Here is a 16,779-nt window from a genome sequence, read left to right on the forward strand (position 1 = left end):
AGTGAAACCGATCAGCGCCGATGGTAGTGTGGGGACTCCCCATGCGAGAGTAGGTCATCGTCAGGCACCTATTCCGAAAAAACCCCGAGCTCATAAGAGCTCGGGGTTTTTTCATGTTCAGTCCGCGACAGCGTTGCCTGTCGCCATGAGCGCAGCCATCATCCCGGAGATACCCGTGACGCTGACCACTCCCGCCCTGCTGTTTCCTGCCATCTCGCTGTTGTTGCTGGCCTATACCAATCGTTTCCTCACCCTGGCCCAGCTGATCCGCAAGCTGGCCGATGAGGAGCGAACCCAGCACCACGAGGGCAATGCCAAGCAGATCGTGCTGCTGCGCCGGCGTATTTCCCTGACTAAACGGATGCAGCTGGCCGGCGTGCTGAGCTTCCTGTTCTGCACCCTCTCGATGTTTGCGCTCTTTCTCTCTCTCGACCTGCCGGGGGTGGTGCTGTTCGGGGCTAGCCTGGTGCTGCTCTCCGTCTCGTTGATCTACTCCTGCTGGGAGATCCAGATATCCACCAATGCCCTTAATGTCCAGCTCCAGGACATCGAGGCGCTGGTGGCCTCCGGTTCCCGGCGATCACTGTCGAGCAAGGAACACCATGACCACGCCGAGTGAACTGCTGCTCTACTGCCGTCCGGGTTTCGAGCCGGACCTGGCCGCCGAGATCACTGACAAAGCTTCTGCTCTGGGCCGTCCCGGGACGACCGAGTATCGTCCCGATGGGGGCTTCGTACGTTTCCTGACCGAGGGTGACGAGCCGGCCAACGGGCTGCATCGGGACCTGCCGCTTTCTGGCCTGGTGTTCGCGCGCCAGAGCCTGGTGGCCCTGCCACCGCTGTCGCTCTCCCGGGAGGACCGGCTTTCGCCGATCCTCGAGCAGGTGAAGGCTAGCGGATGGAGCTTCGAGGCGCTGTGGCAGGAGACTCCGGATACCAACGAGGCCAAGGCCCTGGCCGGCCTGATCAAGGCGCTGAAGCGTCCGCTGGAATCGATGCTGAAAAAGCGTGGCGCGCTGCGGCGCAAGGCGGGTGGTCGTCGACTGCACCTGCTGTGGAGTGACGGGGATCGCGTTCAGCTGGGCATGAGCTTTCCTGGCAACCGCAGCGAACTGCTGGGTGGCATTCGGCGATTGCGCTTTCCCCATGCAGCCCCCAGCCGCTCTACGCTCAAGCTGGAAGAGGCCTGGCACGAGTTCGTGCCGAGAGACGAATGGGAAGAGCGGCTGGGCGAGGGCATGCAGGCGGCCGACCTGGGCGCGGCTCCGGGGGGCTGGACCTGGCAGCTGGTGCAGCGTGGCATGCATGTCTATGCCATCGATAATGGCCCCATGGACAAGGGACTGATGGCCACCGGCATGGTAGAGCACTTGCGCGAGGACGGCTTCGTCTGGGCGCCTCCCGGGCAGCTTGACTGGCTGGTCTGCGATATCGTCGATCAGCCGTCGCGGGTCATGTCGATGGTGCAGCGCTGGCTGGTGCGCCGCTGGTGCCGGGAGGCGGTGTTCAACCTCAAGCTGCCGATGAAGCGGCGCTGGCAGGAGGTCAACGACTGCTTGTCACGGCTCGAGTCGGCCCTTGCCGAGGCCGGAGTGCGGGCGCAGGTGGCGTGCCGCCACCTCTACCACGACCGTGAAGAGGTGACGGTGCACGTGCGGCTCCGGGATTGAAGGCACTCATCGCGTCTCGGGTGCTGGCGGCGGCCATCAGACGCTGGTCGCCGCATAGATCCTGATGCGCTCATCCTCGGTCAGCAGCGGCAGCAGGCCCTGCATGACTCGGGCACGGGTCTCGCTCTGGTGCCACTCCTTCCAGGCGCGCAGGTCGCGCCACTTGGTGATCATCAAGCGCCGATCGCTGTGGCCGAACTCCACGAGGCTCTCGCCCCCGATGAAGCCCGGTGCACCAAGAGAGTGGCGAATCGCATCCCGGGCGGCCGCCTCGTATTCTTCTTCCAGGCCGGGCATGATACGACGTTCGATAATGATCTTGATCATCCGGTAACTCTCCTACTTTCCTGTCCTGCAACGAGGTCATCGATGGTTGATTCAGCGGATTCCTTGCCGCCCACTGACGCACGGCTCGATACTACCGGGCTCTACTGCCCCGAACCGATCATGCTGATGCACAACCGGGTGCGCGACATGAGCCCCGGAGAGGTGCTCGAGGTGGTGGCCAGCGATCCGGCCACGACGCGGGATATTCCCAAGTTCTGCAGTTTTCTCGGTCACGAGCTTATCTATCAGCACGAGGACGACGGCCATTATCGTTATGTGATCCGGCTCGGCTGAGACGCGCCCGGCTCGTCACTCGGCCGAGGGGGCCGAGTCGCTGCCGGGCATGACCATCAGGGCCAGTGCCTCGAGGGTGGTGGGATCTTCCTCGCGGATACGGCTGGCGATCTGACGCTGGAAGAAGTAGACCACCCTGTGCTGGCTATGGCCGGGATAGAGGCAGGGGTCGCCGGGCAGGATCGGCGTCGTCTTGACGAGGCGTTCATCGGCGAGCAGGGCCTCCACCGCGCCGTCGCTGTAGAGTCGCCAGCCGAAGACCTGCTTGAGCTGCCAGGGCGCATCGCCCTCGTCCATGCACAGGGCATGGGTCCCCTGCGTCTCCGGGAGCTGCTGGATCAGCGTGGTCTCGTCGGTCTCCTCGTAGTCGAAGTAGGCCGCGGCATGCTCGAGCTCCAGCACCTTGTGCTCCGGCGCCTGCTCGAAGAGCTCTTCGGTCTCGGGGTCGCGATAGCCGACGAAATGGCCGTGTTCGGCGTCATCGAGGCGGTGACAGGGCGTCAGGGCCTCCATCCAGGGCACCAGGCCCACCACCTCACCATCTTCCTGTAATCCCCACGCCAGCAGGGGCATGCCGTAGAGGGTGTCGCCATCCGAGGAGAGGCGATAGACCATCTCCAGATTATCCAGCTCGGGTGACAGGCGAATCAGCCGGCGGCGTGCCAGCTGGCGTTGGCGCATGGCCTCGAGGTCGATGACTCGAGCGCTGCGATGTGACTGCGGGATTCCCATGATGTCCCTCCAAGTGCTGCATGGTCGCGGCATCGGCCTGGTCAGCAGCGCACTGCGTCACTGTAGCTTCATCAATAGCACAGAGTGATTGCCGAGGTTAAGTCCCGGGGATGGATTGGCAGCGACGGGCGAGGCGAGACAGCAGCGCCTGATGGTGATCGCGGGCCTCCATGAAGGCCGGCAGGGGAGCCTCGGGATGGCTCAGCGACAGCCAGGCGCGGCGATATTCGGCCACTGCCGGCGGCGGCGCCACCTGGGCGTCGAGCAGGGCGTCGATGGCCTCGAGCCAATGGCGGGCCGAGCGCTCCAGGGCCGCCAGCCACTCGGTCAGGCGTGCGGCCTCCGGGGAGCGGGTCAGCCCCTCGAGCCCAGCGGGGCAGGCCTGCCCATCGGGGCGGGCCAGCGCCTGCTCGATCAGCGTCGAGGCCTCACCCAGTCGCTGTTCGGCCAGCAGCAGGGTGCGCAGCAGCTCGGCGGAGAACGGGCGCTCCTGCAGCGTCTTGAAATGGCTCTCTAGGGTGGCAGAGTCGGCGGCCCAGTCGGGATCGAACTGACGCAGGGTCGCCTCACGCAGGTAGGCCAGGGCCGCGCTGCGCGGCCGAGTCTCGTCGAGGGCCTCGGGCGCGAGGGGCGAACTGGCCCGGGAGAAATTCTTGACCCACTCCTCGGAGGCGAACAGGGCATTCCAGCTCACCCGCGGCAGCTGTTCGGTCTTGATGTCGGTGAGGCGCGAGAGCCGTTCGCGGCTGGCGTCGGAGAGCGTTGCCGGCACCTCGGTGTTCCAGCACTCGCTGAGTCGCCGCCACAGCTCGAGCTCGTAGAGCCAGCGCTGGCTGGGCGGTGCCACTCGTCCCAACTGATTGTTGCGTCCCGCCACCAGGGAGGGGAGATGGCAGTCGCGCAGGGCATAGATGTCGAGCATCCCTTCGCGGGTCTCGGCGACCTCGAAGAGCCGCTGGTCGCGTTCGGGAAAGGCGCCGATATTGTCCGGGGAGGCTCGGGTCGGCGCCTCGAGGTCCAGGGTGTCGGCCAGATGCTGCTGGTAGTCACCCAGCAGCGCCTCGCTGTTGCCTTCGCCGCAGCCGGCAAGCAGCGTCAACGCCACGGCCAGCAGCAGGCAACGTCCCGGGCGGCGACGCCTGCGCTCAATCGCCGGAAGTCTCGATCGTGTCATGGGTCCTCGCCTTGCTGATGCGCCTGAGTCGTTCGCCCAAGAGTATCGCGGCAGTGGTCAGGCCGGCGACCAGGCCGATCCAGTAACCGTGTACGCCCAGCGGCTTGATCCAGTCGGCGAGACCGACCTGGCCGAGCCAGTGGCCGCCCCCCAGCCCCACCAGCCAGTAGGCCAGCAGGGTGATCAGCATGATGATCCGGGTGTCCTTGTAGCCGCGCAGGGCCCCGGCCAGATTGACCTGCAGCGAGTCCGAGACCTGGTAGATCATCGCCAGGCCGACCAGCGACAGGGTCAGGCGCGCCACCTCGCTGTTGTGAGTGTAGAGCGCGATTACCGGCTCGGCCGTGAGCCACAGCAGCAGGCTATTGAGCCCCGCCACGCCCAGTGCCACCAATATTCCGTTCCAAGCCACCAGCCGCGCCTGCTCGGGGCGGCCCTGGCCGAGGGTATTGCCCACCCGTACGGTCAGCGCCATGCCGAGCGACAGCGGCAGCATGAAGAGTATCGAGGTGTAGTTGAGCGCGATCTGGTGGGCCGCCACGGTGATCTCGCCGAGGCTGGCCACGAACAGCGCAATCAGCGTGAACAGCGTCACCTCGACGAAGATCGCCACCCCGATCGGTACCCCCACGCGCAGCAGCTCGCCGATCAGCGGCCAGCGCGGCCTGGAGGGCGCCTGCCAGAGGTCGACGTCGCCGTAGGCCCTGGAGCGTCGGGTATAGGCGACCATGGCCAGGCACATCACCCACATGGAGATCGCCGTGGCGATGCCGCAGCCCAGCGCGCCGAGGGCGGGCAGACCCTGCAGCCAGGCGGGCAGCCCGGCGCCGAACAGGCCCGTGAGGCCGTCGCCGCCGTAGATCAGCACGAAGTTGCAGGGGATGTTGACGGCGAGCCCCACCAGGCTGATCCACAGCGAAGGGCGGGTGTGGTTCATGCCGTCCGAGAAGGCGCGCAGCGCCTGGAACAGCGCCACCCCCGGCATGCCGAAGGCCAGGGCCGCCAGGTAGGCCGTGGCGCGGCTGGCGACCTCCTCGGGCACCGCCATCAGCCGGAAGATCGGCATCACCACGCTCCACAGCAGCAACGCGGCGACGATGCCCAGCACAAGGGCTACCCATAGCGCCTGGTGGACGCTGGGCCGGATGCCCGCGGTGCGCCCGCCGCCGAGCAGCTGGGCGACGATGGGCGTCAGCCCCATCAGGGTGCCGGTCATGAACAGCATCAGCGGCATCCACAGGCTGGCACCGACCGAGACCGCCGCCAGGTCCGTGGCGCTGAGCCGCCCGGTCATCATTACATCGACGACGCTCATGCCGGCCTGGGCCAGCTGGGCGCCGCAGATCGGCAGGGCCAGGCGCATCAGGGCGGGGGTCTCCCTGCGGCTGGCGGCCAGCAGGCGTGAGGAAAACGGCACCAAGGCGAGGCTCCATGCAGCAGTGGGGAGTGCGCCGTCGATCCGCGACGCGCGCCGTAAAGGCGCTCAGTCTATCAGGCGGCAGCGATTTTCGCTCCGCGCCTCCGGCGCCTATAATGGCCCCCTTTGCCACTGCCCGGGAGCCCGCGTGAGCCACCGACTCGAGGATGTCATCGCCCTGTTCGACGGCCTCTTCCAGCCGACCTTCGGGACTCGGCTGGTGCGAGGCGGCGACGAGCCGCTCTACCTGCCGGCGGATGCGCAGAGCCCCTGGCATCGGGTGATCTTCGCCCGCGGCTTCTTCGCCAGCGCCCTGCACGAGATCAGCCACTGGTGCATCGCCGGGGCGCGGCGCCGCGAGCTCGAGGACTACGGCTACTGGTACCTGCCCTACGGTCGCGATGCCGACCAGCAGCGCCAGTTCGAATCGGTCGAGGTGGCGCCCCAGGCGCTGGAGCGGCTCTTCGCCGAGGCCTGTGGGCTGCCCTTCAACGTCAGCGTCGACAACCTGGGCGAGGTCCAGGTCGATCGCGAGGGCTTCCGGGCGCGGGTCGAGGCGCGTGCCGAGCGCTACCTGCACGAGGGACTGCCCGGGCGAGCGGCGGCCTTCCGGCGTACGCTGGCGGCCTACTACCGCGAGGGCGCGAGCCTGGCGGCCGCCGTAGCCGCCGGGCGTGCCCTGCTCGAGCCGGAGACGCCGGCGGGGCCGGCGGGGCCGCGGCGGCTCGAGACGGTCGAGTAGGCAGTCGTCGCTGCCTGGCGAAGCCGGCGCAACGCGTCAGTCGTCGATGTCGTCGCCATCCATCAGCCGGCCATCGAAGGGGATCGCCTCGCGGGCCTCGGCGTCCGGGGAGAGGCGCTGGTGCAGGTGCAGCATCACCTCCACCTCGTGCTCCGGGCGCAGCGGCTCGAGGCCCAGCTCGCCGAACAGATCGCCGCGGGCGCGCGGCCAGTCGCCGGGTTCCAGGTCGCCATAGAGGCTCTCGGCAGGGGCCAGCTCCACGAAGGGATCGAGGCCATAGGTGTCGAACAGGCGCGAGATGGCCGCCTCGTCGTCGCCGACGCCCGCGGTGTATAGGGTCTGGTTGAAGTGGTCGTTCTCCAGCTCGCGGATCACGTCCAGCGGACTCACGCCGATGCTGGTGAGTTCCTCCATGCTGTAGCCGCCCAGCGAGTGCATCTCGCTGTCGAGCCAGTCGTCGTCGGGCTGGATCAGCGTGTGCTTGATGCGCCCGTCGGTGAGCGTCCAGGCGATCGCCAGCGGCAGGCCGTCGTCGTCGCCGGTCTCCACGGCGATGAAACCGGGCGTCTCGTTATTGCCGGAACCGGCCATGTCAGCATTCCTCTCGTTCGGTGTCGGGGGGCGTCGCGCCCTTCGGCAGGCGGAAGAAGGCGCGGGCGGTGGCCGTGGTGGCCCGTGCCAGCTCGGCCTCGTCCAGGCCCCGCCAGTAAGCGATCTCGCGCACGATCCAGGGCAGCAGGGCCGGCTCGTGGCGCCTGCCCTTGAGTTTGGCAGGTAAATTACGCGGCAGCAGGTAGGGGCAGTCGGTCTCCACCATCAGCCGATTCAGGGGAATCTCGCCGACCAGCTCGCGCAGGTGATGACCGCGGCGCTCGTCGCACAGCCAGCCGGTCAGGCCGATGTGCAGGTCGAGGTCCCGGTAACCGTAGAGCGTCTCGCGATCGGCGGTGAAGCAGTGGATCACGGCGTCATTGATGTCGTCACGCCAGGCTTGGAGCATCTCACGCATGCGCCGTCCGGCATCGCGCTCGTGGAGGAACAGCGGCTTGCCACTCTGGGCCGCCAGGCCGAGCTGGGCCTCGAAGGCGCGCTCCTGCTCGGCGGGGGTCGAGAAGTTGCGATTGAAATCCAGGCCGCATTCGCCCACCGCGACCACTTCCGGGGCCTGGTGGAGCTCGCTCATGGCGGCGGCGAGACTCGGCGACCACTGGCTGGCATCGTGGGGATGCACGCCGGCCGTGGCGTAGACCCCCGGGTAGCGGCGCGCCAGCGCCACGGCCTGCTCGGCGTGCTCTCGATCGGTACCGGTAAGAATCAGCGTGGTCACGTTGGCGGCCCGGGCACGCTGGACCGTCGCCTCGAGGTCGCGGGCGAAGCTCTCGTGGGTCAGGTTGGCGCCGATGTCGACCAGCGGGGCCGGTGAACACAGCCTCAGCGCCTCGGGCAGCACGTCGTCGAAGGGGGGCGTCGCGTCGGCCACGGCGGAACACTCCTGTGAAAGCGGGCGCGCATTGTACCCGGGAGAGCGGGGGTGGGGCCACGTCGGCCCGACCATGCGTTACACTGGCGCCCTTGATGAACGACGAGGTGAACGCGTGACCCTGCTACGACTGGAACAGCTGCAACTGGCTTACGGTACCCACGTACTGCTCGACGGCGCCGACCTGGTGCTGGAGAAGGGCGAGCGCCTGGCCCTGGTGGGGCGCAACGGCACCGGCAAGTCGACCCTGCTGAAGATCGTGTCGGGGGAGATCCAGGCCGACAGCGGCCACATCTGGCGCGCGCCGGGGCTGAAGATCGGCGTGCTCGCCCAGGAGTTGCCGGATGCCTGTGGGCAGACGATCTTCGACGTGGTGGCTCAGGGCCTCCCCGAGGCCGGCGAGCTGCTCTCCGAGTACCATCACCTGATTCACGACGACGATCCGGACATGGATCGCATGGCCAAGCTGCAGACTCGCATCGAGGCCATCGACGGCTGGTCCTTCCATCAGCGCATCGACGTGGTGCTGACCCGGCTGGGACTTCCCGAAGATGCCGCCATGGCCGATCTCTCCGGCGGCTGGCGACGCCGCGTGGCCCTGGCCCGGGCGTTGGTCGCCGAGCCCGACCTGCTGCTGCTCGACGAGCCCACCAACCACCTGGACCTGGACACCATCGCCTGGCTGGAGGAGCAGCTCGCCGACTTCAATGGCGCGGTGCTGTTCATCACCCACGACCGGGCCTTCCTCTCGAAGCTCGCCACGGCGATCCTCGAGCTCGATCGCGGGCGCCTGGGCCGCTACCCGGGTGACTACGCCGCCTACCAGGAACAGAAGCAGCACGAGCTGGAGATCGAGGCCCGGGAGAACGCCGAGTTCGACAAGAAGCTCGCCCGCGAGGAGGCGTGGATCCGCCAGGGCATCAAGGCGCGGCGGACCCGCAACGAGGGCCGGGTGCGGGCGCTGCAGCAGCTGCGTCATGAGCGCAGCGAGCGTCGCGAGCGCCAGGGCAAGGCCGCGCTCTCCGTGGACAGCGGCGCGCGCAGCGGCAAGCGGGTGGTGGAGCTCTCCCACGTCACCCACCGCTTCGGTGACGAGGTGGTGATCGACGACCTCAGCCTGGAGATCCAGCGCTGCGATCGCCTCGGCTTCATCGGTCGCAACGGCGCCGGCAAGACCACCCTGCTCAAGATCCTGCTCGGCGAGCTCGAGCCCAGCGAGGGTCAGGTGCTGCTCGGCACCAAGCTGCAGGTGGCCTATTTCGACCAGCTGCGCGCCGGCCTGGAGCCGGAGAAGACCGTCTACGACAACGTCGCCCAGGGCAGCGATCGCATCAGCGTGGGCGGGCGCGACCGCCACGTGATGAGCTACCTGCAGGACTTCCTGTTCACCCCGGATCGCGTGCGCCAGCCGGTCAAGGCGCTCTCCGGCGGCGAGTCCAACCGCCTGCTGCTGGCCAAGCTGTTCACCCAGCCGGCCAACGTGCTGGTGCTCGACGAGCCGACCAACGACCTGGACGTCGAGACCCTGGAGCTGCTCGAGGAGCTGCTGCTCGACTTCGATGGCACCCTGCTGCTGGTCTCCCACGACCGGGCCTTCATGGACAACGTGGTGACCAGCGTGCTGGCCTTCGAGGGTGAGGGCCGGGTGCAGGAGTACGTGGGCGGCTACACCGACTGGGTGCGTCAGGGCGGCAAGCTGCCGCCGGCGCCCTGGGAGGGGGCGGCCCGCCAGGGCGTCGAGCCGACGGCCGAGGCGGCCAGCAAGGAGAGTGAAGCCAGGGCGCAGAGCGAGGCGGCCCCGTCGCCGACGGCCCCCAAGCGCGTCAAGCTCTCCTACAAGCTGCAGCGCGAACTCGATGGCCTGCCCGCCGAGATCGAGCGACTCGAGACGGACGTCGCGGCCTTCGAGGAGCAGGTGGGAGCGCCGTCCTTCTATCAGCAGGAGGCCGAGACCGTCGCCGCGACCCTGCAGTCGCTTCACGACACCCAGGCCGCGCTGGACGCGGCGATGGAGCGCTGGATGGAGCTGGAGGCGATGGCCGCCGGCGAGTGACGGTTGCGGGCGCGCCGGCGGGCAGCGCCGGTGTTCCCCGCGGCCCGGTGAATCGGGCCTAGATGCGAGAAAGGCGCCCGAGGGGCGCCTTTCCGAAGGGGGATCGCGGGGTCGTCTCGGCGGGTTACTCCTCGCTCTTGGCACCGACCCGCACGGCGAGCACGTCGCACTGGGCGCCATGCAGGACGCCGGTGGAGGTGGAGCCCAGCAGCAGGGCGAAGCCGTGCCGGCCGTGGGAGCCGACCACGATCAGATCGACGTCCTGCTCCTCGGCGAAGCGGTGGATCTCGGTGTCCGGCATGCCGACCACCACGTGCTGATTCTCGCGGTCGACGTGGCCGTCGGCGATCTCGGCGAGACGCTGCTTGGCATGCTCGTCGAGCTGGTCCTGGATGCTGGTGAGATCCATGGGGATGTCGCCGCCGTAGGCGAAGCCCAGCGGCTCCAGGGTGTGCATGATGGACAGCTTGGCCTCGTTGCGATCGGCGATCTGCATCGCGCGCTCGAGGACCTTGTGGGAGTCCTTGGTCAGGTCGACGGCGACCAGGACATGACGATATTCATTGCTCATGGTGTGACTCTCCGTACCGCGTCCAGCGTGTCTGATGGTGCTTCAACTCTAGGACGCCTTGTAAGACAAGACAACGACTTGCGTCAATATTCAGCGAGGAGACCGCCATGGTCTGGTTACTCATCATCGCCATCGTCGGACTGGTCTTTGCTCCGGTGATGTGGCTCAAGCCCTCGCCCGCTCAGCGGCGCATGGGCAGGCTGCGCACGGCGGCTCGCCAGGCGGACGTGACGGTCAGGTTCGAGTCGCCGCCCCTTCACGGGGTGCGCGGGACCATGGCGGCCTACCGCTGGGCCTATTCCCAGCGGCACCCAGGGCCGGATTTCGTGCTGGTGCGCGACGAGGCGGCCAGCGCCTCGCTGAAGCCCCTCCGGGAGGGCTGGCGCTGGCGCGTCGAGCCGCTGCGCCCGCTGCCGGTCGAGGCCCTGGCACGACTCGAGGACGCCCTGGCGGGGCTGCCCGGGGACGCGCTGGTGCTGGAGTCCGGCAGCCTTGCCCTGACCCTGTGGTGGGAGGAGACAGTGGCGATCGAGGCCCTGTCGCCGCTGCTGGCAAGGCTCACGGCGCTGCGCGATGCCCTCTCTGGGCGCCCCGATCGGCCGGGCGGCAACCGGCCAAGCGGCCAGGCGGATACGCCCTCGATGCCGCGCTGAGGCCGCTCACTCCTGGGCTTCGCGGGCCTGGATCGCCAGGCCGTTATCCTCGATGCGTGACAGCAGGCTCGTCAGGTGCGCCACGTCCTCGGCATCGAGGCCGGCCAGCATCTCGGCGCGGGCCTGATCGACCACCGCATCGATCTGCTGGAGCAGCGGCGTGGCCTCGTCGGTCAGGAAGATGCGTTTGGTGCGCCGATCCTGGTCGCAGCCGCGCCTCTCGATCAGCCCCTGCTCGGAGAGCTGGTCGAGGGTGCGCACCAGCGACGGCGCCTCGACGCCGATGGCTCGGGCCAGGTCGCACTGGGGCTGGCCGTCGCCGAGGCGCCACAGGTGATAGAGGGTGATCCAGCGCGTCTGGGTCAAGCCCAGGGGGGCCAGACGGCGGTCGAGGACGGCGCGCCACAGGCGCGGCACGCGAGACAGCTGGAAGCCGATGTTCTGGGGCATGGGTCTGTGCATCCGCGGGAAGTCTGACGGGATTGTCGGAACCACTGGCGTGAAATGCAAGCAGGCTTACCATTTCACCGGCGACACCCCGCATCGCGTGCCCCTCTACTGTGCGCCCTGCGTATATCGCCCTTTGCCGACCCTCCCTTCATCAACGCTCCCTGTGGTGATCATTCTCCCGTCAACGGTCGCCGTCGCGGGCCGACGCGGGCTGCGGCAGCAGCCCGCGGATGTCCAGGCCGGGCATGCCGGAGGGTGCCTGGATCGTGCCGTCGGCCAGGGTGGCCGCTTCCCTGTCGTCGCTGACGGTGAAGCGCAGCACCCCGATGCGCTGATCGCTGTCGGTCATCACGTCGATGCGCCAGTCACCGCTCGGATCCTCGGGGAAGTTCTGCTTGTGGCTCCAGGCCCGGTAGCCCGCCGCTCGCCCGCCCCGGATCGCCAGCGGTATGCGGTCGACCTCCACGCCGTCGTGCCGCCAGACGTGCACGATCTCCTCGTTCAGGCCGCGGGGCGCATGGATCGCCGTGTAGGCATAGAGCCCCTGGCCGGTCAGGGCCGCCGGGGTCAGCGGCGTGCTGCCCAGCGGATGGCGTGCCTGGCGCACGAAGGCCGGAGAGAGCGCGCTGCCCGAGATCCACAGGCTGGCGGGTGGCACCCAGGCCCGACCGGCCCAGGCGGCGCCCGCCAGCAGCGGCAGCAGGGCCAGCATCGCCAGCACGCGGGGCGTGCTCAGCGGGCGCAGCAGCTGCATAAGGCTCGGCAGGCTGAATAGCAGCATGGCAACGGTGGCCAGCACCAGGCTCTGGCCGGTGGTCAGCTGCAGCAGGGTCGGCAGGGTGACCAGCACCACCACGAACACGCACTGGGCGTGGAAGGCGAAGTAGAGCCAGCGATGACGCTCGGCCATTCGGTAGTAGAGCGGGTCTAGGATCGACAGCAGCGCCATGGCCAGGAGCAGCAGGGTGAAAAGCGCCTGGCCGCTGTGCCATACCGTGGTGGCCAGCAGGAACGGCAGGACGAAGAACAGGGTCTCCTGGTGGATCAGCTGGGCGATGAAGGCGGTTACCCCGCGGGGCAGCGCCGGGTAGCCGCGGCGCTCCAGCAGGCGGCCGATCAGGCTCTCGGAGAGCAGCAGGATCCAGGCCATCAGCATGCCCAGCGCCAGCATGGCTCCCAGCCACTGCTGGCGCTCCACCAGGAAGAAGCTGGCCAGGCCCGCCGCCAGGGCCATCGGTGGCCACAGCCAGCGCCAGGGCCTCAGGCATTCCATCAGGCGCTCTAGGTGCGCCTGCCAGACCGCCAGCCGCGACGGTGGCCCGTCGGCAGGTGGCTCGGCGGAGGGCGGCTCTGTCGATAGAGAGGGGAGATCGGTGTGGGGCGCTCGCGTCATGGCCGCATCTTACCAGTATGGCCTCTTGCCGGGTGAGCCGCTCTCTACCTGCCATGCTGGAGGAACGGGCTTGACGTGGACGCGGGACTGTCCCAAGCTGTCGAAAATCAAACGGCCGTATGAATTCCTGTAGGGAGATTCGTGGATGATCTATCAAGGCAATGCCATCACGGTGGCGCGTGGTCCCGAGGATGGCGGCGATGACATCGCCAGGCTCACTCTCGATCTGAAGGGCGAGTCCATCAACAAGCTCTCCAGCGCGGTGATCGAGGAGCTCGGCCACGCCGTCGAGGCGATCCGCGCCGAGCAGGGCCTCACGGGGCTGGTGATCGGCAGCGCCAAGGAGGTCTTCATCGTCGGTGCCGACATCACCGAGTTTCACGGCATGTTCGAACAGGGCGACGAATCGCTCAAGGCCATGCTCGAGCGCGTGCACGGCATCTTCAATGCCATCGAGGACCTGCCGTTTCCCACCGTCACCGCGATCAACGGCCTGGCGCTGGGCGGCGGCTGCGAGCTGACCCTGACCACCGATTTTCGCGTCATGGTCGAGTCGGCGAAGATTGGCCTGCCCGAGACTCAGCTCGGCATCCTGCCGGGCTGGGGTGGCTGCGTGCGCCTGCCGCGGCTGATCGGCGCCGACAACGCCGTGGAGTGGATCGCCGGTGGCAAGGAGAACCGCGCCGAGGCGGCCCTCTCGATGGGTGCCGTGGATGCGGTGGTGCCCCAGGCGGAGCTCGAGGCGGCGGCGCTGGACATCCTGGCCCGCGCCCACGACGGCGAACTCGACTATCGCGGGCGCCGGGCGCAGAAGCAGGCCCCGCTGAACCTCGGCCCCATCGAGCAGATGATGGCCTTCGAGACCGCCAAGGGCTACGTGGCCGGCAAGGCGGGCCCGCACTACCCGGCGCCGGTAGAGGCCATCAAGGTCATCCAGAAGGGCGCCGGCGAGACCCGTGAGCGGGCCCAGGCCATCGAGGGCAAGGCCTTCGCCAAGCTGGCGCTCTCCGACGTGGCCTTCAACCTGGTCGGGCTCTTCCTGAACGACCAGGTGGTCAAGAAGAAGGGCAGTCGCTATGAGCGCGAGGCCCGCCCGATCGCCCAGGCCGCGGTGCTGGGGGCCGGCATCATGGGCGGCGGCATCGCCTACCAGAGCGCCTCGAAGGGCACGCCGATCCTGATGAAGGACATCAAGGACGAGGCCATCGAACTCGGCCTCAAGGAGGCGCGCAAGCTGTTCGCCAAGCAGGTCGAACGCAAGAAGCTGACCAGCGCCCAGATGGCCGAGAAGCTGACCAACATCCGCCCGACGCTCTCCTACGGCGACTTCGATCACGTCGACCTGGTGGTCGAGGCGGTGGTCGAGAACCCCAAGGTCAAGGACGCCGTGCTGACCGAGGTGGAAGGGCAGGTCGGCGAGCACACCGTGCTCACCTCCAACACCTCGACCATCTCGATCACGCGCCTGGCCGAGAACCTCAAGCGCCCCGAGAACTTCTGCGGCATGCACTTCTTCAACCCGGTGCACCGCATGCCGCTGGTCGAGGTCATCCGCGGGGAGAAGACCTCGGATGCCGCCGTGGCGGCGACCGTGGCCTACGCCCGCGCCATGGGCAAGACCCCCATCGTGGTCAACGACTGCCCGGGCTTTCTGGTCAACCGGGTGCTCTTCCCTTACTTCGGCGGCTTCAGCCAGCTGGTGGCGCAGGGCGCCGACTTCCGGCACATCGACAAGGTGATGGAGCGTTTCGGCTGGCCGATGGGCCCCGCCTATCTGCTCGACGTGGTGGGCATGGATACCGCGGTGCACGCCGGTGAGGTGATGGCCGAGGGCTTCCCGGAGCGCATGGCCGGCATGGGCGGCGACGGCGACCGGAGCGCCATCCAGGTCATGGTCGACAACGATCGCCTGGGTCAGAAGAACGACCGGGGCTTCTACGCCTACGAGGAAGACCGGAAGGGCAAGCCGAAGAAGGTCGTCGACGACGCGGCCATCGAACTGGCCAAGGGCGTGGCGACGTCACACCGCGAGTTCTCCGACGAGGAAATCATCGCCCGGATGATGATGCCGCTGTGCCTGGAGGCCGTGCGCTGCCTCGAGGATGACATCGTGGCAAGCCCGGCCGAGGCCGACATGGCGCTGATCTACGGCATCGGCTTTCCGCCGTTTCGCGGCGGCGCGCTGCGCTACATCGACGCCATGGGCCTCGATGCCTTCGTCGAGCAGGCCGACCGCCTGGCAGAAGAGCTGGGGCCGCTCTATGCGCCCACCGAACGGCTGCGCGAGATGGCCAGCGCCGGCGAGCGTTTCTATCCCGCCCCGTCCCCGGCCTGAGGCCACGACCCACGATCGGCAAGTGTCGGACAGAATTCCAAGGAGTAATCGATGAGCGTGAATCCGAGAGACGTGGTGGTGGTCGACTGTGCCCGTTCCGCCATGGCCAAGGCCAAGCAGGGGGCCTTTCGCCACGTGCGGGCCGAGAACCTTTCCGCCGCGGTGATGCAGGCGCTGTTCGACCGCAACCCGGGGCTCGACCCGGCCGAGGTCGACGACGTGATCTGGGGCTGCGTCAACCAGACCCTGGAGCAGGGCATGAACATCGCCCGCAACGCGGCGATCCTCACCGGCATCCCGCGAAGCGTGCCGGCCCAGACGGTCAACCGCCTGTGCGGCTCCTCCATGAGCGCGCTGCACATCGCCACCGCCAACATCCGTGCCGGCATGGGCGATGTCTACCTCATCGGCGGCGTCGAGCACATGGAGCACGTCGGCATGACCCATGGCGTCGACGTCAATCCGGCGGCCAGTAAGCACGTGGCCAAGGCGGCCATGATGATGGGCCTGACCGCCGAGCTGCTGGGCAAGATGCACGGTATCTCCCGCGAGGATCAGGATGCCTTCGGCGTGCGCTCCCATCAGCGGGCCCAGGCGGCCATGGAGAACGGCGGCTTCGATCGTGAGATCGTCGGCATCGAAGGCCACGACGCGCGCGGCTTCCGCGTCCGCGTGGATCGCGACGAGGTGATCCGCGGCGATGCCAGCCTGGCGAAGATGGCTGAGCTCAAGCCGGCCTTCGACCCGCGCGCTGGCACGGTCACCGCCGGCACCTCCTCGGCGCTCTCCGTGGGCGCCGCCGGCATGATGGTGATGAGCGGCGAGCGGGCTCAGGCCCTGGGGCTTACGCCCATCGCCCGCATCCTCTCTACCGGTGTCGCCGGCTGCGATGCCTCGATCATGGGCTACGGGCCGGTGCCGGCCTCGAAGAAGGCGCTGAAGGCCGCCGGCCTGACCATCGACGACATCCAGACCGTGGAGCTCAACGAGGCCTTCGCCGCCCAGGCACTGCCGGTGCTCAAGGACCTGGGACTGCGCGATGCCATGGACGAGAAGGTCAATCTCCACGGTGGCGCCATCGCGCTGGGCCACCCGCTGGGCTGCTCGGGTGCACGCATCAGCACCACCCTGCTCAACGTGATGCAGGAGCGTGACACCACCCTGGGCCTGGCCACCATGTGCATCGGCATGGGGCAGGGTGTGGCCACGGTGTTCGAGCGGCTGAAATAGCCGCAACCACCGGGTTCGCGGCCAGGCCACGACGTCGAACGCACAACGGCACCCTCAGGGGTGCCGTTGTGCGTTGTGAAGGTAAGTCGCGACGGTGCGTTATGGCCCTTCGCGGCTAACTGCCTTATTGAGGTAATACTCAATAAACCGGGTTTCTGCTTCGGGAAGCTGCCGGGACACTCTTGAGGTTTAGCATGACGCGTCCAAGGGGAGGGGAATGTTCCTGGTGCGTCGAGGGCGAAACATCATGCTGTATCT

At 67.9% G+C, this 16,779-nt stretch carries 17 protein-coding genes; 8 read left to right on the forward strand and 9 right to left on the reverse strand.

Translation table 11 applies throughout. From position 1 onward, the window contains the following. Positions 1 to 175 precede the first annotated feature (175 nt). The gene (locus RSO68_RS14730; RefSeq protein ID WP_315587137.1) at positions 176 to 619 is read left to right on the forward strand and encodes a DUF2721 domain-containing protein; all 444 of its coding nucleotides are present in this window, start codon (positions 176 to 178) and stop codon (positions 617 to 619) included. Next, positions 603 to 1,670, forward strand: coding sequence for a 23S rRNA (cytidine(2498)-2'-O)-methyltransferase RlmM (gene rlmM / locus RSO68_RS14735; protein ID WP_315587138.1), 1,068 nt, complete (start codon positions 603 to 605; stop codon positions 1,668 to 1,670). Before RSO68_RS14730 ends, rlmM begins: the two co-directional genes overlap by 17 nt. 36 nt (positions 1,671 to 1,706) lie before the next feature. On the opposite strand, the gene RSO68_RS14740 is transcribed toward rlmM, so the two are convergent. Further along, positions 1,707 to 1,997, reverse strand: a complete 291-nt coding sequence (locus RSO68_RS14740) for an antibiotic biosynthesis monooxygenase family protein (RefSeq protein WP_089849533.1) — start codon at positions 1,995 to 1,997, stop codon at positions 1,707 to 1,709. Between the two features lie 42 nt (positions 1,998 to 2,039). On the opposite strand from RSO68_RS14740, the gene tusA reads away from it, so the two are divergent. Then, positions 2,040 to 2,291: a sulfurtransferase TusA gene (gene tusA, locus RSO68_RS14745; protein WP_089849535.1), complete on the forward strand. Its 252-nt coding sequence runs from the start codon at positions 2,040 to 2,042 to the stop codon at positions 2,289 to 2,291. 15 nt (positions 2,292 to 2,306) lie between these two features. Here the strand turns inward: tusA and RSO68_RS14750 are convergent, their stop codons facing one another. The 3 genes from RSO68_RS14750 to RSO68_RS14760 all read right to left on the reverse strand — a co-directional run bounded on the left by RSO68_RS14750 (position 2,307) and on the right by RSO68_RS14760 (position 5,560). Continuing rightward, a complete protein-coding gene (locus tag RSO68_RS14750; protein WP_089849537.1) occupies positions 2,307 to 3,023 on the reverse strand; it encodes a hypothetical protein in 717 nt (238 codons plus the stop codon). Positions 3,024 to 3,120: 97 nt separating this feature from the next. Next, positions 3,121 to 4,197 carry a DUF3080 family protein gene (locus RSO68_RS14755; RefSeq protein ID WP_315587139.1) on the reverse strand — a complete coding sequence of 359 codons (1,077 nt, stop codon included), beginning with the start codon at positions 4,195 to 4,197 and terminating at the stop codon, positions 3,121 to 3,123. Further along, positions 4,169 to 5,560: an MATE family efflux transporter gene (locus RSO68_RS14760; protein ID WP_315587197.1), complete on the reverse strand. Its 1,392-nt coding sequence runs from the start codon at positions 5,558 to 5,560 to the stop codon at positions 4,169 to 4,171. Before RSO68_RS14760 ends, RSO68_RS14755 begins: the two co-directional genes overlap by 29 nt. Positions 5,561 to 5,762: 202 nt before the next feature. Here RSO68_RS14760 and RSO68_RS14765 point away from each other — a divergent pair, with 202 nt between their 5' ends. Further along, a complete protein-coding gene (locus tag RSO68_RS14765) occupies positions 5,763 to 6,356 on the forward strand; it encodes an elongation factor P hydroxylase (RefSeq protein WP_315587140.1) in 594 nt (197 codons plus the stop codon). Between the two features lie 36 nt (positions 6,357 to 6,392). Here the strand turns inward: RSO68_RS14765 and RSO68_RS14770 are convergent, their stop codons facing one another. Further along, the gene (locus RSO68_RS14770) at positions 6,393 to 6,947 is read right to left on the reverse strand and encodes a hypothetical protein (RefSeq protein ID WP_315587142.1); all 555 of its coding nucleotides are present in this window, start codon (positions 6,945 to 6,947) and stop codon (positions 6,393 to 6,395) included. A 1-nt stretch (position 6,948) separates the two neighbouring features. After that, positions 6,949 to 7,836: a TatD family hydrolase gene (locus RSO68_RS14775; protein ID WP_315587143.1), complete on the reverse strand. Its 888-nt coding sequence runs from the start codon at positions 7,834 to 7,836 to the stop codon at positions 6,949 to 6,951. A gap of 115 nt (positions 7,837 to 7,951) precedes the next feature. On the opposite strand from RSO68_RS14775, the gene RSO68_RS14780 reads away from it, so the two are divergent. After that, the gene (locus tag RSO68_RS14780) at positions 7,952 to 9,889 is read left to right on the forward strand and encodes an ATP-binding cassette domain-containing protein (protein WP_315587144.1); all 1,938 of its coding nucleotides are present in this window, start codon (positions 7,952 to 7,954) and stop codon (positions 9,887 to 9,889) included. Between the two features lie 124 nt (positions 9,890 to 10,013). Here RSO68_RS14780 and RSO68_RS14785 read toward each other — a convergent pair whose 3' ends face one another. Then, a complete protein-coding gene (locus tag RSO68_RS14785; RefSeq protein ID WP_089849549.1) occupies positions 10,014 to 10,460 on the reverse strand; it encodes a universal stress protein in 447 nt (148 codons plus the stop codon). 107 nt (positions 10,461 to 10,567) lie between these two features. Between RSO68_RS14785 and RSO68_RS14790 the strand changes: the two genes are divergently transcribed. Beyond that, on the forward strand, positions 10,568 to 11,113 hold the full coding sequence (locus RSO68_RS14790) for a preprotein translocase subunit YajC (protein WP_315587145.1): 546 nt from the start codon (positions 10,568 to 10,570) through the stop codon (positions 11,111 to 11,113). A 6-nt stretch (positions 11,114 to 11,119) separates the two neighbouring features. Here RSO68_RS14790 and slyA read toward each other — a convergent pair whose 3' ends face one another. Then, the gene (slyA, locus tag RSO68_RS14795; RefSeq protein ID WP_089849553.1) at positions 11,120 to 11,563 is read right to left on the reverse strand and encodes a transcriptional regulator SlyA; all 444 of its coding nucleotides are present in this window, start codon (positions 11,561 to 11,563) and stop codon (positions 11,120 to 11,122) included. Between the two features lie 181 nt (positions 11,564 to 11,744). Next, positions 11,745 to 12,956 carry a DUF5924 family protein gene (locus RSO68_RS14800; RefSeq protein ID WP_390882418.1) on the reverse strand — a complete coding sequence of 404 codons (1,212 nt, stop codon included), beginning with the start codon at positions 12,954 to 12,956 and terminating at the stop codon, positions 11,745 to 11,747. Between the two features lie 145 nt (positions 12,957 to 13,101). Here RSO68_RS14800 and fadB point away from each other — a divergent pair, with 145 nt between their 5' ends. Continuing rightward, positions 13,102 to 15,291, forward strand: coding sequence for a fatty acid oxidation complex subunit alpha FadB (fadB, locus tag RSO68_RS14805; protein ID WP_315587146.1), 2,190 nt, complete (start codon positions 13,102 to 13,104; stop codon positions 15,289 to 15,291). A gap of 51 nt (positions 15,292 to 15,342) precedes the next feature. Further along, a complete protein-coding gene (gene fadA, locus RSO68_RS14810) occupies positions 15,343 to 16,521 on the forward strand; it encodes an acetyl-CoA C-acyltransferase FadA (protein WP_315587147.1) in 1,179 nt (392 codons plus the stop codon). Positions 16,522 to 16,779: the final 258 nt, after the last annotated feature.

This window comes from Halomonas saccharevitans, assembly GCF_032333995.1.
Taxonomy (GTDB): Bacteria; Pseudomonadota; Gammaproteobacteria; order Pseudomonadales; family Halomonadaceae; genus Halomonas; species Halomonas saccharevitans.